This is a genomic window from Nitrosovibrio tenuis (genome assembly GCF_900109785.1).
GTDB classification, from domain to species: domain Bacteria; phylum Pseudomonadota; class Gammaproteobacteria; order Burkholderiales; family Nitrosomonadaceae; genus Nitrosospira; species Nitrosospira tenuis_A.
The window spans coordinates 49,951-63,939 of the sequence record NZ_FOBH01000005.1 but is presented as its reverse complement, the minus strand read 5'-3'; the positions used below and the strand labels follow the sequence as shown (position 1 = coordinate 63,939).

General features: G+C 54.2%; 11 protein-coding genes. 7 read left to right on the top strand and 4 right to left on the bottom strand.

Annotation, left to right across the window (positions count from 1 at the left end; translation table 11 throughout):
* Window positions 1-63: 63 nt before the first annotated feature.
* Complete coding sequence (locus tag BMX00_RS08095) at window positions 64-1,656, bottom strand: MFS transporter (RefSeq protein ID WP_090828523.1); 1,593 nt, start codon at window positions 1,654-1,656, stop codon at window positions 64-66.
* A 383-nt stretch (window positions 1,657-2,039) separates the two neighbouring features.
* Entirely contained in the window at window positions 2,040-2,930 is an 891-nt protein-coding gene (locus tag BMX00_RS08090; RefSeq protein ID WP_090828654.1) for a pirin family protein, read from the bottom strand.
* Between the two features lie 425 nt (window positions 2,931-3,355).
* On the opposite strand from BMX00_RS08090, the gene radA reads away from it, so the two are divergent.
* From radA to BMX00_RS08075, 3 genes are read left to right on the top strand one after another with little or no spacing between them, the layout of a single operon-like run.
* Window positions 3,356-4,723 carry a DNA repair protein RadA gene (gene radA / locus BMX00_RS08085; RefSeq protein ID WP_090828522.1) on the top strand — a complete coding sequence of 456 codons (1,368 nt, stop codon included), beginning with the start codon at window positions 3,356-3,358 and terminating at the stop codon, window positions 4,721-4,723.
* Window positions 4,724-4,753: 30 nt separating this feature from the next.
* Window positions 4,754-5,560, top strand: a complete 807-nt coding sequence (locus BMX00_RS08080; RefSeq protein WP_245727948.1) for a ceramidase domain-containing protein — start codon at window positions 4,754-4,756, stop codon at window positions 5,558-5,560.
* On the top strand, window positions 5,538-5,927 hold the full coding sequence (locus BMX00_RS08075) for a group II truncated hemoglobin (protein WP_090828521.1): 390 nt from the start codon (window positions 5,538-5,540) through the stop codon (window positions 5,925-5,927). The genes BMX00_RS08080 and BMX00_RS08075 overlap by 23 nt, the downstream gene beginning before the upstream one ends.
* 328 nt (window positions 5,928-6,255) lie before the next feature.
* Here the strand turns inward: BMX00_RS08075 and BMX00_RS08070 are convergent, their stop codons facing one another.
* Complete coding sequence (locus BMX00_RS08070) at window positions 6,256-7,641, bottom strand: DEAD/DEAH box helicase (RefSeq protein WP_090828520.1); 1,386 nt, start codon at window positions 7,639-7,641, stop codon at window positions 6,256-6,258.
* Window positions 7,642-8,156: 515 nt separating this feature from the next.
* Window positions 8,157-10,010 carry an ATP-dependent zinc metalloprotease FtsH gene (gene ftsH / locus BMX00_RS08065; protein ID WP_090828519.1) on the bottom strand — a complete coding sequence of 618 codons (1,854 nt, stop codon included), beginning with the start codon at window positions 10,008-10,010 and terminating at the stop codon, window positions 8,157-8,159.
* Window positions 10,011-10,291: 281 nt separating this feature from the next.
* Here ftsH and BMX00_RS08060 point away from each other — a divergent pair, with 281 nt between their 5' ends.
* Genes BMX00_RS08060 through BMX00_RS08045 form a run of 4 tightly spaced genes read left to right on the top strand, consistent with a single transcriptional unit; the run spans window position 10,292 to window position 13,914 of the window.
* Window positions 10,292-10,924, top strand: a complete 633-nt coding sequence (locus BMX00_RS08060) for a paraquat-inducible protein A (protein WP_090828652.1) — start codon at window positions 10,292-10,294, stop codon at window positions 10,922-10,924.
* Complete coding sequence (locus BMX00_RS08055) at window positions 10,921-11,622, top strand: paraquat-inducible protein A (protein WP_090828518.1); 702 nt, start codon at window positions 10,921-10,923, stop codon at window positions 11,620-11,622. The genes BMX00_RS08060 and BMX00_RS08055 overlap by 4 nt, the downstream gene beginning before the upstream one ends.
* Window positions 11,615-13,270 (top strand): PqiB family protein, encoded by a 1,656-nt coding sequence (locus BMX00_RS08050; RefSeq protein WP_090828517.1) that lies wholly within the window; start codon window positions 11,615-11,617, stop codon window positions 13,268-13,270. The genes BMX00_RS08055 and BMX00_RS08050 overlap by 8 nt, the downstream gene beginning before the upstream one ends.
* Window positions 13,270-13,914 (top strand): PqiC family protein, encoded by a 645-nt coding sequence (locus tag BMX00_RS08045; RefSeq protein ID WP_090828516.1) that lies wholly within the window; start codon window positions 13,270-13,272, stop codon window positions 13,912-13,914. The genes BMX00_RS08050 and BMX00_RS08045 overlap by 1 nt, the downstream gene beginning before the upstream one ends.
* Window positions 13,915-13,989 lie beyond the last annotated feature (75 nt).

The following is a 13,989-nucleotide window of genomic DNA, read 5'->3' as shown; positions in this document are numbered from 1 at the left end:
GGCGCGACGTAATTCCATCATAATGCTCTCCTTTCGAAGTAGGTAGTATGGACAATACCTCTTTTATGCACTGGTTGCCATAGGGCTGTCCGTGGGCGCCGACGGGGTGCCACCAATAAAATGCGAGACTCTGGGTGGCGCACTGCCGATATGGAATTGATGAATAATTTCCTGAACTCGCTGGTCTTCTCGGGTCACGCGTTCGTGTTGACGCAAATGATCGAGCCATGAAGCATCCTGAAAAACCTCGATATAGCATCCGGGCGCGGCAACGTTCTCGAAAATTCCCCAGCCGAACGCTCCATCCCGCCGCCGGATTGCGCCGAGTTGCTGCATTGCGTCCAGGAAGGCTTCGCGCCGGTCCAGCGCAATCTCGTATTCGACAGTAATCAGCACGGGGCCGCGATTCGTATCCGGTTCTCCTACGGCTGGCGGATGGGGCCAATGGTAGGATGGGGCCAGGTCGAGCATCTCGCCGAAGCCAAGATTGAATTTGCGCACAGCCAGCGTGGCCAATATCGCGCCAGCGGCCGAAATCAGCAGCGCGGCGGGGATGCCGGCCTGTGCGGCAATCCAACCCCACAGCAGGCTGCCAAGCGTCATACCAGTAGAGAAAACCATGATGTAAAGCGATAATGCGCGGCCCCGAACCCAGGCTGGAACCGACGTCTGCGCAGCGACCTGGAGGGACGAGAACACACTGACCCACGCCGCGCCGTACATTACCATAACGCCATACAGGGCCGCTTCGCTGCGGATCGTGGCGAGGGCTACGGTGGCCAGGGCGTATACCACGCTTGCGATAAATACCAGACGGTCACGTGAGACGTGCCGGTGCAGCCGCGGCAGAATAACAATGGCCGCAACAGCCCCCACGCCGACGAAAGTCAGAAGAAGTCCGTAAGTGTTCGGGCCGCCTCCAAGCTCGTTTCGAGCGATCAGCGGGAGGAGTGCCCATGCGGACGTTGCGAAGACAATAAAGGCGGTTGTACGAATAAGGACTGCGTGGAACGGTGATGCCATGCGCGCATAGCGCAACCCGGCCCACAGCGCTTGAAGGAAACGTTCGGGAGGAAGAGATCGCTCCTGCGGCTCGCGCTTCCAATACCACAGCATCAGCATCATGCCAACGAAGGAAACCGCGTTAAGGGTATACGCAGCCCATGCCCCGAACTGTGCCAGAAGCAGCCCGGCCAATGCGGGACCGATCGAGCGCGAGACATTCATCGACAGCGAACCCAATGCAACGGCTTGCGGCAATAGATTTTTGGGCACGAGTTCAGGTGCGGTGACGTTCAGCGCCGGTGTGGCCATCGCCCCGCCGAGGCCCAAGGCAAAGGTCAGGATCAACAGGTTCCAGGCATCCAGCCGGTCGGTTGCGGCAAGAACCGCCAGCGCGGCCGACATAAGAACCAGCCATATTTGTGTAGCGAGCAGATAACGGCGGCGATCTACAATATCGGTCAGCGCACCGGCGATCAGCGTGAACAATACCATGGGCAACGAAGCGGCCGATTGCACGAGGGAGACCATGATGGGCGAGGGGGACAGTTCGGTCATTACCCAGCCGGAGGCTGTGCCGTTGATCCATGTGCCGATGTTGGAGCCAAGTGAAGCCAGCCAGAAAGTCCGGAACGCGGATACCTTAAGAGGCATCCAGGCTCCAGGGTTCGGGCTCTTCGATATACCATTGTCGATAGGCTTACTCACCACTGCTCATCAATAAAAAGCTTGACATGAGGAAGTCTATACACTTCTGCCACTCGCGCGTGTCACGGCCTTGCCTGGTTGTTCATACCCAGGCGCGGGCGGGTGTAAACCGCATCTTCTTGTGATGTCTTCATGGAATTTCCAGCCTGGAAGGGGAGTATCCGCAGGGACGGGCTTGATCGTTGCGGCCGGTTGCGAACCAGTGATATTTGGCAGGAAGCCCCTTGATACCCGATCAGCAGCAAGGAGATATCGTCGAGGTTGATCCTCGCATTTTGCCTATTTGTTTCATATCACCCCGGTTTAGTTCGGGGAAAAAACAAACTTGTTCATGACATATGCCCCATTCGGCCGCTTTGATAATCCGTCATCGCCTGGCGAATCTCCTCGGAGCTGTTCATAACAAATGGGCCGCTGCCCATAATCGGTTCGTCTATCGGTTCGCCGCAGAGCAGCAGCGCTGTTGCATTCTGCGCGCTATTTATACAGATACGTTCGCCCGCTCGGTCAAACAGACCAACTTCCGCCGGGCCGATGGTTTCGTCGCCCTCTATGTGTACTGAACCTTGGAGCACAACCAGTATGGTGGTGTAGTCTTCCGGCACCGGAAGGTCGATCCGTTGCTCGCTATCCAGGCGTAAATCACACATATTGATCGGGGTGAAGGTGTGAGCCGGGCCGGTCACTCCATTGAATTGGCCGGCAATGACGCGCACGCTTCCCTGGTTGTCAGGTAGATTCAAAGCGGGAATCTGGCTATTCACGATCGCCTGATAATGCGGCGGTGACATTTTATCCTTGGCAGGCAGATTGACCCATAACTGAACCATCTCAAACATGCCGCCGCGTCGCGCAAAATCGCGGCCATGAAATTCTTCGTGAACCAGGCCGGATGCCGCAGTCATCCATTGCACATCGCCGGGGCCAATTCTGCCTCCACCACCGGAACTGTCCCGATGCTCGACCTCGCCGCTATAGACGATGGTCACTGTCTCGAATCCGCGATGCGGATGGCCGCCCACACCGAGGCGTTTTTCGGTCGGTGGGAATTCCATGGGACCGGCATAATCGAGCAACAGGAACGGACTGATCGTTGCACCCAGGGTTGAATAGCCAAGGAGCGTGCGTACAGGAAAGCCGTCGCCGACCCAGTGACGTTCTGTACTGCGCTGAATGCGTTGCAGCTTTTTGCATGGTTTTTCAGGTTTTATCGTCTGCATAACTATCTCCTCGGCGGAAAGAAAATCGTCAATCATGAGGACCTCGCTGGTGAGGTGTATTTTAAGAGATCGGAAATTTTCTTTCTGAAGTATTCGTGCCCCACTCATCCATGGGCGTTAAGGGTGCGGCAGTCAGACATTGCCGTGCCGCAAGTTCATGTTGAGCCAATGATGAGCTAAACATCAACGATTGCAACCTTGTTGAGTCTATCGGACGGATTTCAAAGGTATCCATTCAAAACCTTTACCCCAGGGGCCATTTAATCGTAGAGATTTACTACCCGTGCGGTTACTATATGTATAGACCCTAGGCTCCAAACCGCAAGTCTGTTTTATTTAAATTGCATTTTTCGCAGCACAGAAAGATAAAATCGAGAAATGGTCCACCCATAAGGTCCAGGCAGCGTATGGCAAGTTTTTCGTAAATGGCCAAAACCAAATCCACATACTCCTGCACTGAATGCGGCGGCCAGACCTTGAAATGGCAGGGTCAGTGCCCGCATTGCCAGGCCTGGAATACGCTGGTCGAGGCCATTGCCGAAAAGACGGCGTCCCGCTTCATACCCGTATCCGAAAGCGGCCGGGTCCAGAATCTGAGCGAGGTGGAAGCGGGGGAGGAGCCGCGCTACTCCACCGGCGTGGCGGAATTTGACCGGGTGCTCGGTGGTGGTCTAGTCCATGGCGGAGTCATATTGTTGGGAGGCGATCCAGGGATTGGGAAATCGACATTATTGTTGCAGGCGCTATGCCGCATGTCCTGTATGTCCGATACGTCTCCTGGACGCAACGTGCTGTATGTGAGCGGGGAGGAGTCAGCGCGCCAGGTGGCGTTACGGGCTAGGCGCATGGCGTTGGATGCGAAAGCGGTGCATTTGCTGGCGGAAATCCGCCTGGAGAAAATCCAGGCAGTGCTGGAGGAACGCAAACCCGATATAGCCGTGATCGACTCGATTCAGACTGTTTATTCGGACGCGCTGCAGTCAGCGCCAGGTTCAGTCGCGCAGGTGCGCGAGTGCGCCGCGCAATTGACGCGGCTGGCGAAGGCCAGCGGCATCTGCATTATTCTGGTTGGCCATGTTACCAAGGAAGGCGCGCTGGCCGGTCCCCGTGTGTTGGAGCACATGGTCGATACGGTGCTCTACTTCGAGGGGGATACGCACTCGAGTTTTCGGCTGATTCGCGCTTTCAAGAATCGCTTTGGCGCCGTAAACGAACTCGGCGTATTTGCCATGGGGGAAAAAGGCTTGCGTGAAGTGAGCAATCCATCGGCATTGTTTCTGTCTCACCATGGCGGGCAGGTGCCGGGCTCTTGCGTGATGGTGACTCAGGAAGGCACGCGACCGTTGCTGGTGGAAATTCAGGCTCTGGTGGACGAGGCCCATGCCCCGAACGTCAGGCGATTAAGCGTGGGCCTGGAACAGAATCGGCTCGCAATGTTGCTCGCGGTGTTGCACCGCCACGCGGGCATTGTCTGTTTTGATCAGGATGTGTTCGTGAATGCTGTGGGCGGCGTGAAAATTACGGAGCCGGGCGCGGACCTTGCAGTATTGCTAGCCATCGTTTCATCGCTCAAGAATAAGCCGCTTCCCGAAAAAACGGTGGTATTTGGAGAAGTTGGCCTGGCCGGAGAAGTACGCCCGGTCCAGCGGGGGCAGGAACGGTTGAAAGAAGCAGCTAAACTGGGTTTTGTTCAGGCTATCGTTCCCAAGGCCAACAAGCCGAAACAGTTAATCTCTGGAATGGAGGTTGTTGCGGTGGAACGCGTGGACGAAGCCGTGGCAAAGGTGCGTTAAAATCGATTTGCAGGCATCCAGCAGTTATTCATGAGTAATAAGCGGAGGTTGTGGATATTGGGTATTCTTTCGCTGGGCATGGTTTTGATTGCAGCGATGGTTCCCCCGATTCCCCAGCCTCCGGAATATCATCAGTTTGCCGACCGACGCAGTTATTTCGGCATCCCCAATTTTTTTAATGTAACGTCCAATCTTGCTTTTCTCTTCGTTGGAATAGCCGGCCTGAGTTTTCTGCTGTGGTCCTGCTTATCCTCGAGGTATAACTCTTTCATTGAGCTGCGCGAACGCTGGCCCTATCTGATTCTGTTCCTGAGCGTGGCGGTAACAGGCATTGGTTCGGCCTATTATCACCTGGCGCCGGATAACAGTCGCTTGGTATGGGATCGGCTGCCAATCGCGGTGGCCATCATGGCTTTGCTTTCTGCGGCTTTAACAGAGCGCGTCGGTCTGAGGGTAGGTTTGCGGCTGCTGCCCATGTTGGTTGCGATGGGCGCTGTGAGTGTAACGCACTGGTACTGGAGCGAGCAGCAGGGAGCCGGTAATCTGAACTTTTATATCGTTGTGCAGTTCTATTCGATTTTGCTTATTGTTCTGCTTGCAATGTTTTTCCCATCGCAATACACCCGGGGAGCCGATATCTACCTCGTTTTTGCGTGGTACGGCGCCGCCAAGCTGGCGGAAGTTGCCGACCGGGAAATCTATGATTTAGGACATTTGATAAGCGGCCATACGGCAAAGCATGTGCTCGCAGCAATTGGCGCTTATTGGATCTTGCGCATGCTCAAAAAACGGAAGTCCCTGGCAGGAGAATTACATGCATCTTACAGAAGCTTATGAACTGATGGGCGGTGAAACAGTTTTGCGCCGCCTGGTGGATCGTTTTTACGATCTGATGGATGAGGACCCGGACTATTATCGAATACGTAAACTTCATCCGGAAAATCTGGCCAGTTCGCGGCAGAAGTTGTTCATGTTTCTGTCCGGATTGACGGGCGGCCCCTCCTTATACACCGATAAGTATGGCGAACCCCGCATGCGCACGCGCCACTTGCCCTTTGCAATAGGGGTTTGTGAGCGCGATCAGTGGCTGTCCTGTATGAATCGCGCGATGGAAGACACCGGGCTGAATGAGCACTTGTCGAAGAAGCTTGCCATGGCGTTTTATCAAACAGCCGATTTCATGCGTAACCAGCCGGAAGAGTAAAACATCCGTAATGTTAGGTTGTAATACTCGCACTTGATCATGTTGCGCCAGCCCGGTGTTTTTTCACGAGCTGTCGGTCCGTCCGTGTCTTAGTTGAATATGACCCTACTGTCCACTTGGTCAGACTGAAATGAAAAGACCGCTTGCCGGTTTCGGCAGCGGTCTGGTCATCAAACCTTCCAAAAACCCACTTCGGAACGCCCTACTCGAGCCGGACTCGAGTTCAATCGAGACACATGTCGGTTACAGAGTGTAAAGGAAGACTGATAAAGAAGTGCTCAGGCCGCATGCGGGCGAGCCTGGCCATCCTCATTCACGCAGAATCAGTTCACTTTGTTCTTGAATACGGGTTGGCAACACCGAAACCATTATTGTTCCTAAGGGCGTTTCGCTGTGTGTTACCGCGATTTGCGCGATTTTCTCCCGTACTTCCCAGTGAGCGGCCACGGCTGCTATCCCAGTTCCCGGCAACGCTGCCAGTCGTTCGCGCGCTATCGCTTGTCCAGCTACGGCTGCGTTTAAGGGCGACGCTCGGGGTGTTCCGGGATACATCGCCCGTGCCGGCCCGCGGCTTGAATCGAGGCTCAAGGCCCGGCACCACGTGCGAAACGATGCGCTGGCCGGTGAAGCGTTCAATCTTTTTCAGGTTAACCCCATCCTTGCCTGAGGCAAAGGATACCGCGATTCCCGATGCACCCGCACGGCCAGTGCGTCCGATCCGATGCACATAATCCTCGGCGAATTTGGGTAAATCGAAATTGATGACATGTGTGATACCGGCCACATCTATTCCACGTGCGGCGACGTCAGTTGCCACCAATACCCGCAGCCCACCATGGCGGAGCTTCGTGAGTGTTCGGTTACGGTCGCGCTGGTTCATATCGCCATGCAATGCCGCAGCTTCGTGCCCCTGGGCGGCAAGACTATCGGCCAACATATCCGCGTCACGCTTGGTGGCAGTAAAAACGATCGCCTGTTTCAATGCTATGTCGCGCAGCAGATGATCCAGAAGCCGGCTTTTATGGGACATATCATCTACATAATGCAACCGCTGCTCGATGTTATCAAGCCTTGCTTGCGCTGTTGCGATCTGGATGCGCTTGGGTGATTTCAGCAGACGCGCCGCTACATTGGCGATTGCGCTATCCAGCGTGGCTGAAAACAGCAAGGTCTGGCGATTCGCAGGTGTGGCTGCCGCGATTTTTTCCACATCGTCGATGAAACCCATGTCGAGCATACGGTCGGCTTCGTCCAGCACCAGCATTTCCAGGCGCGAGAAATCGATGCGTCCTCGCTGGATATGATCGATCAAACGGCCAGGGGTTGCGACGAGAATTTCTACCGGTTGCGAAAGCAATTTGTTTTGCAACGGATAAGGCATCCCGCCAAGGATGCTCACGACTCTGACTCGGGCCAGATGTTTACCATATTTTCCGGCTGCTTCGGATACCTGGAGCGCGAGCTCCCGTGTCGGCGTTAATACCAGAACACGCGGCCCGCGGCCGGACACTTTGGAAGGAGAGGCGAGCCGATGCAGCGCGGGCAACATGAACGCGGCGGTTTTACCTGTACCTGTCTGGGCCGATGCCATGATATCGTGGCCGGCCAACAATTCGGGAATGGCTTGTTCCTGGACGGGTGTGGGTGAGGTATAGCCTGAGTCGATAATAGCTTTAAGAATAAGGGGATGCAGGTTCAGTTTTTCGAAGGACATGTTTTTCCTTTAATGAGAACATGGCGACACATAAGTCCGGGTTGCAGGATGGCTCAAAGGGATTCGCTGCTGAATGCTAAAAAACATCCACATTCCATTTAGCGACCACCTCTCGCTGCCCGCGGCTGCTAGTCCGCGTCGAGCGCTGCTTTCCTGAGATTGCTGAACTTAGAAGCGCCTAAAATGCGCGCAAGCCTGATAAGGCTGCTGGAACTGACGGATATGACGGATATACCGCTAGCGCGCTCGTAAAACATCGCCGCTAACCACGGTGCCGCACAATTTCCGCTGGAGACTTGAAATCGAAGGGAGATCAGAAACGGTCAGGAACGATGAATCGGCAAAAAGCAAAAGACCTGTACCAGGCAAAACTTGCACTTTCACCGAAGGGGGCAGTATACAGGAAATTAAGGTTCTTTTAAAAATATTTATGCAATGAAAGGCACCCTTGCGGTCAAGGCATCAGTACGGTCCGCACTATCTCATGGTCCACCGCTATTAGACACTATCAGACGTCAAGCTGTCGCCGCCGTTGCCGTCTCAGCCGGAAGCGCGGGCCCTGAGATGATCTCGCGCTTCAACGCTTCGATCTGAGGCGGGTTCAGCGTTTCGGTCTTGAGCAACTCTTCCGCTGTTCGACCCAGCAGTGCGCGGTTAATTTTCAGGATGCCGGTGGCGCGCTCCAAAGCGTGATCTACGAGGGCACGCACTGCGCTGTCGACCGCATTTGCGGTTTTCTCGCTATAGTCCCGGGTCTGCATCATGGGTATGCCGGGTTGCAGAAAGGCAGCACGCTCGCGGTCGTAGGCAACGTTGCCCAGCGCTTCACTCATCCCGTAGCGCAGCACCATGGCCCGGGCCAAATCGGTAGCGCGGACGAGATCATCGGTGGCGCCTGTCGAGACCTCGTTGAATACCACTTGCTCCGCCGCGCGTCCGCCCATCATTACAGCCATTTTATTTTCCAGCTCCTCCCGCTTCATGAGAAAACGGTCCTCGGTCGGGCGCTGAATCGTATAGCCCAAGGCGCCAACGCCGCGTGGAATGATCGAGACCTTATGTACTTCATCAGTGCCCGGCAGGGCCAGCGCCACCACGGCGTGTCCCAACTCATGAAAGGCCACAACGCGGCGTTCGAAGGGGTTAAGCAGGCGGTTGCGTTTTTCAAGCCCGGCCACGACGCGCTCAATTGCGTTATTGAAATCCGCCATTGTCACTGAATCACCACGTCGCCTGGTCGCAAGAAGGGCCGCCTCGTTGACCAGATTTGCCAGATCCGCGCCGGTGAAGCCCGGCGTTAGCGCCGCGATCTGTTCCGACTTGACATCCGCGCTGAGTTTCACTTTTTTCAGGTGCACAGCCAGAATCTGTTCTCGCCCCAGCTTGTCCGGCCGGTCTACCAACACCTGGCGGTCAAACCTTCCCGCGCGCAGCAGAGCTGGATCGAGAATTTCCGGACGGTTGGTCGCACCCAGCAGCACAACACCTGTTTTTGGGTCGAAACCATCCAATTCAGCCAGCAATTGGTTCAGCGTCTGTTCCTTTTCATCATGTCCACCAAGCGCATAGGCACCACGGGCTCGACCGAGCGAATCCAGTTCATCGATAAAAATGATGGCGGGGGCTATTTGACGGGCCTGCTCGAACAGATCGCGTACCCTTGCGGCACCGACCCCGACAAACATCTCGACAAATTCCGATCCGGAGATTGAGAAAAACGGGACGCTCGCCTCTCCCGCAACCGCACGCGCCAGTAATGTCTTGCCAGTCCCCGGAGGCCCGATCAGCAGAATACCCTTGGGCGCACGTCCGCCCAGGCGGCTATACCCCTGCGGATCCTTCAGAAAATTGATGACTTCGACCAGCTCTTCCTTCGCTTCATCAACCCCGGCCACATCGGCAAAAGTTACTTTAGTCTCTTTCTCCACGAAAACCTTGGCGCGGCTCTTGCCGATCGACATCAGTCCTCCCGTCATCCCGCCAGGATTCATGCGCCGAATGAGAAATAACCATATCCCGAAGAAGAGGGCGGTCGGCAGCACCCAGGACAGTAGATCGCGTACCCAGGTGCTCTGCACTACGCCGGTATACGTCACATTGTGCTTGTCCAGCTTGTCAGCCAGTTCGGGTTCGACGCGCGTAGTGACAAAATCCTTTAACCCATCCGGGCTCTTTTCCTTCAGAGTGCCATAAATATGATTCTCGGTAATAGCGATCTCTCCAATCTTGTCCTGCTCCAGTAGCGTGTGAAAGCGGCTGTAGGGAATGGGCTCAACCTTCGTGTATTCTTTATACAGGTTCTGCACCATCAAAATGCCGAGGATCGCAATAATGATGTACCAGAGGTTGATTTGAAATTTTTTATCCATCGTGCCTTCCCGTTGGCATTGTGCCCATGCATTTAAAAAGACAGTTCAGCGGGGGATCTGTTTCAGCATAGCATATGGCAAGCGCAGCATGGAGCTTGCGGGCGCCATGCATACTATTAGCTGCTTCCCATTCGCCTCATGGGACGAGAGAGCCCATTTCTCGCCGGCGAGTCATGAATTAACTATATTATAGGGACGGGGCCACAGTGGATCCGGCGAACCCTGACTTCATGGCCGGCGTCAGAATTATCCGAAAAAGACCAACACCCAATCAATTAACCATGCAAGAAGTGCCTGACCTCGTTGCTTGTGAAGAATGCGATGCGATCTACCGCAGGCCGACGCTGGGCCGTAAGGAAGTGGCGCGCTGCCGCTGTTGTGGTGCTGAATTGGACCGCGATACGGGTGGTCTCGGCAGGCATGTTCTGCCACTGGCGATTGCTGGTTTGATTATGTACATCATTGCCAATGCTTTTCCGATTGCTGAAATGGAGCTCCGGGGTTTTGTCAGCCGGACTACGCTCATAGGCTCGGTCTTTTCCTTGTACACCGAAGGAATGCCTTTGGTAGCGTTTCTGGTACTGGCGACCACAATTCTGTTTCCATTGATTCAACTTCTGGCTCTGATTTATTTGCTTACCTCGCTGAGCGTGTCCGAAAAGAGATCCGGATATCCCATCGCTGTCAATGTGCTGGGGCGCCTGATTCAATCGTTGCGGCCATGGGTGATGGTGGAAGTGTTTCTACTGGGCGCCATTGTTGCATTTGTCAAAATGACGAGTATAGCAACAGTACTGCCTGGCGTTGCGCTATGGGCATTTGGCGCTCTTACTTTCCTCCTGACATCGGTGCTGTCATTTAATCCTCGCCATATCTGGCGGACATCTTTACCGGAAAGGGGGAATAAAGCATGACAACGGATAGAACCGTTCTGTCAGCAGACCAACCCGTAGAGGCTGAGCCAACCGTCAACGCCTCGCCTATAAGGACTGCGGGGAGGCTAGGTATGGTGTCATGTCATCATTGCGCCATCTTGTGGAAAGACGTGAACGCGCATGGGCGCTGTGGCTGCTGCGGTGCAAAGCTGTATATGCGCAAGCCTGGCAGTCTCTACCGAACCTGGGCTTTACTGATTGCCGCCTGCATAATGTATATTCCGGCGAATACCCTGCCCGTAATGATTACCCTCTCTTTCCCGCGGGCGGAACAGCAAGACACCATCATGAGCGGCATCGTTTATTTCTGGAATTCCGGTTCATGGGTATTGGCGCTTATTGTTTTTATTGCCAGCTTTCTGGTGCCTCTGTTCAAGCTGGCGGTCATCATCCTGCTATTGATAACGACACAGCGGCGCAGTAGCTGGCGCCTCCTTGAACGAGCAAAACTTTATCGCATTGTCGACGTGATAGGCCGTTGGTCTATGCTGGATGTTTTTGTGGTAACGCTATTGACCGGACTTGTACAGATTGAAGGTTTCGCAGTGGTGCATCCCGGGCCGGGCATAGCTGCCTTCGCCGCGGTAGTGGTATTGACCATGTCAGCTTCGATCAGTTTTGATCCCCGTTTGATGTGGGACGTGACTGAACATGAGTCCGAAGACCTATATGAATGAAGATCAAACACGTGATTTCCCGGAATCGATCCCTCAACCCGAGAAGGCGCGCCAGCGAAACTGGATCCCCTCATTAATCTGGCTGATTCCGATACTTGCCGCGATTATCGGAATTTCGCTTGCGGTTAAGACCTGGATTCAGCGTGGCCCCGAAATCACCATTACGTTTCGCTCTGGCGAAGGACTTGAGGCTGGCAAGACCAAGGTTAAGTATAAAGAAGTCGAGATTGGCACGGTACAGTCGATAACGCTTAGCGAAGACCGCTCTCTCGTTCTGGTAACTGCGCAATTGAAGAAGGAAGCCAAAAGTTTTACCGCAGCCGACAGCCGTTTCTGGGTCGTGCGTCCACGTGTGGCAGGTTCCGGTGTGTCCGGGTTTAGCACGTTGTTGTTTGGAGCCTACATTGGGGCCGATGCTGGTGTTTCGACGGAGCAAACAGACAAGTTTACAGGGCTGGAGACGCCGCCAATAGTCACGCGCGATGCTTCCGGAAAGCAGTATATTTTACATGCGGCCGATATGGGCTCGCTGGATATCGGTTCCCCTGTCTATTTCCGTCGGATCAAAGCGGGGCAGGTCACCGCGTATGATCTGGATGACAATGGTGAAGGCATTACCATGCGAATATTTATTAATTCGCCCTACGATAGATTTGTCGGTATCAATACACGCTTCTGGCACGCCAGTGGCTTTGATATGCACCTTAGTGCCGATGGTCTTAAGTTAAAGACCCAATCACTTGCTACTGTTGTGCTTGGTGGCTTGTCGTTTCAATCGCCTGATGGTAATTCCGGCCCCCGCGCCAAAGAGGACACCGCTTTCATCCTGGCGGAAAACGAGACTGAAGCGTTAAAGGAACAGGATGGCGAAGCGGAAATAATATTGCTCAATTTCAAACAATCCCTGCGTGGTTTGAGGCCCGGTGCTGAAGTCAGTTTCCGCGGACTGGTTTTAGGACAGGTTAAATCGATAGGAATTGAATATGATCCCAAGCAGCAAGAATTCAGTATGCCGGTCCTGGTGCAAATTTATCCGGAGCGTCTGGGGCGGAGATTTTCAGAATATCGAAAAGAATCCAAGTACACAGCACAACAGCGTTTGCAGTTTATGATCAATCGTGGCTTGCGTGCGCAGTTACGACACGCCAATCTGCTTACCGGACAACTTTATGTTGCTTTCGATTTCTTTCCTAAAATCGTCGCGGTGAAAAGAGATGTTTCAAGAAGTAAAGCCGATGTGGATGCTTCCCATGCATTGTTGGAGTTGCCCACTATTCCCAGTAGCGCTGAGGAAATTCAAACGCAGGTGTCCGAGATCGCGCTCAAGTTGAGTAAGGTTCCCTTCGATCAAATCGGCGACGAGTTACAGGAATCGTTAAAATTGCTTCAGGGAACGCTGAACAGCGCCGGACAGCTGGCAGAGAAATTGAATAATGATGTGGCGCCCGAAATTACCATGGCAATGAAAGATGTGAGCAAGACCCTAGATGCGGCAGGGAGAGTCTTGTCTGACGATGCCCCGCTGCAGCAGGATTTACGTCAGACACTACAGGAATTAACGCGCGCGGCGGCTTCTCTCCGGGTATTGACCGATTATCTGGAGCGTCATCCTGAATCGGTCATTCGAGGTAGGCGGGGAGATAAATAATGACGCCCCTGGCGCGCGGCATACTGGGCATGATAACAGCATTATTGGCGGCTGGCTGTGCATCCGTTCCGGAAACACGGTTTTATACGCTATCGGTTCCATCCGAGTCCCCGGAGAGAAAAGTCATATCGCGGGATTCGTCTACGCCGATTTTTATTGACATATTGCCCATCAGTGTTCCAGAACGGCTTGCCCGTCCACAGCTGGTTGTACGTTCAACAGGTGCACGGCCGGAAGCACAGCTTTTTATCCTGGAACAGGATCGCTGGTCATCTGCATTCAACTACGAACTGCGGGATGCGTTTGCCGCTGGCATTGCCCGTCAAACTGGAGCTGTAAACGAGGCACGCTCACTTCGTACACCCGGTCAGCCTGGCTACCGGATTGCGATTGAGCTTAGCCAGTTTGATGCAATAGTCGGCGATCGGGTACAGGCGAGATTTGGCTGGACGATTACGCGTTCCACTGATGGACGCAGTGCTATATGTTCTGCAAGGATTACAGAACCGGTTACTGGAGGCATCGAGGGCGTCGTAAAAGGTACGCAACGCGCAGTCGCCAGTGTAACCGCAGACATATCGAAGAATTTGATTGAGCTGGATATGGGCCGTGCTGCAAGCTGTATACGGCCCATGAATCATTGATACGGTTAGCTCACACCATACTCGGCAGAATTTCGCTCAGTGCATCCGTTTAGTGCGTGTATTGAACATAACCTC

What these genes read in the sequence shown, in the direction of transcription:
- BMX00_RS08075 (WP_090828521.1), top strand. Translation starts at nt 5,538, where the DNA reads ATGCATCTTACAGAAGCTTATGAACTGATGGGCGGTGAAACAGTTTTG.
- BMX00_RS08070 (WP_090828520.1), bottom strand. Translation starts at nt 7,641, where the DNA reads ATGTCCTTCGAAAAACTGAACCTGCATCCCCTTATTCTTAAAGCTATT.
- BMX00_RS08050 (WP_090828517.1), top strand. Translation starts at nt 11,615, where the DNA reads ATGAATGAAGATCAAACACGTGATTTCCCGGAATCGATCCCTCAACCC.
- BMX00_RS08045 (WP_090828516.1), top strand. Translation starts at nt 13,270, where the DNA reads ATGACGCCCCTGGCGCGCGGCATACTGGGCATGATAACAGCATTATTG.
- BMX00_RS08080 (WP_245727948.1), top strand. Translation starts at nt 4,754, where the DNA reads ATGAGTAATAAGCGGAGGTTGTGGATATTGGGTATTCTTTCGCTGGGC.
- BMX00_RS08090 (WP_090828654.1), bottom strand. Translation starts at nt 2,930, where the DNA reads ATGCAGACGATAAAACCTGAAAAACCATGCAAAAAGCTGCAACGCATT.
- ftsH (WP_090828519.1), bottom strand. Translation starts at nt 10,010, where the DNA reads ATGGATAAAAAATTTCAAATCAACCTCTGGTACATCATTATTGCGATC.
- radA (WP_090828522.1), top strand. Translation starts at nt 3,356, where the DNA reads ATGGCCAAAACCAAATCCACATACTCCTGCACTGAATGCGGCGGCCAG.
- BMX00_RS08060 (WP_090828652.1), top strand. Translation starts at nt 10,292, where the DNA reads ATGCAAGAAGTGCCTGACCTCGTTGCTTGTGAAGAATGCGATGCGATC.
- BMX00_RS08055 (WP_090828518.1), top strand. Translation starts at nt 10,921, where the DNA reads ATGACAACGGATAGAACCGTTCTGTCAGCAGACCAACCCGTAGAGGCT.
- BMX00_RS08095 (WP_090828523.1), bottom strand. Translation starts at nt 1,656, where the DNA reads ATGCCTCTTAAGGTATCCGCGTTCCGGACTTTCTGGCTGGCTTCACTT.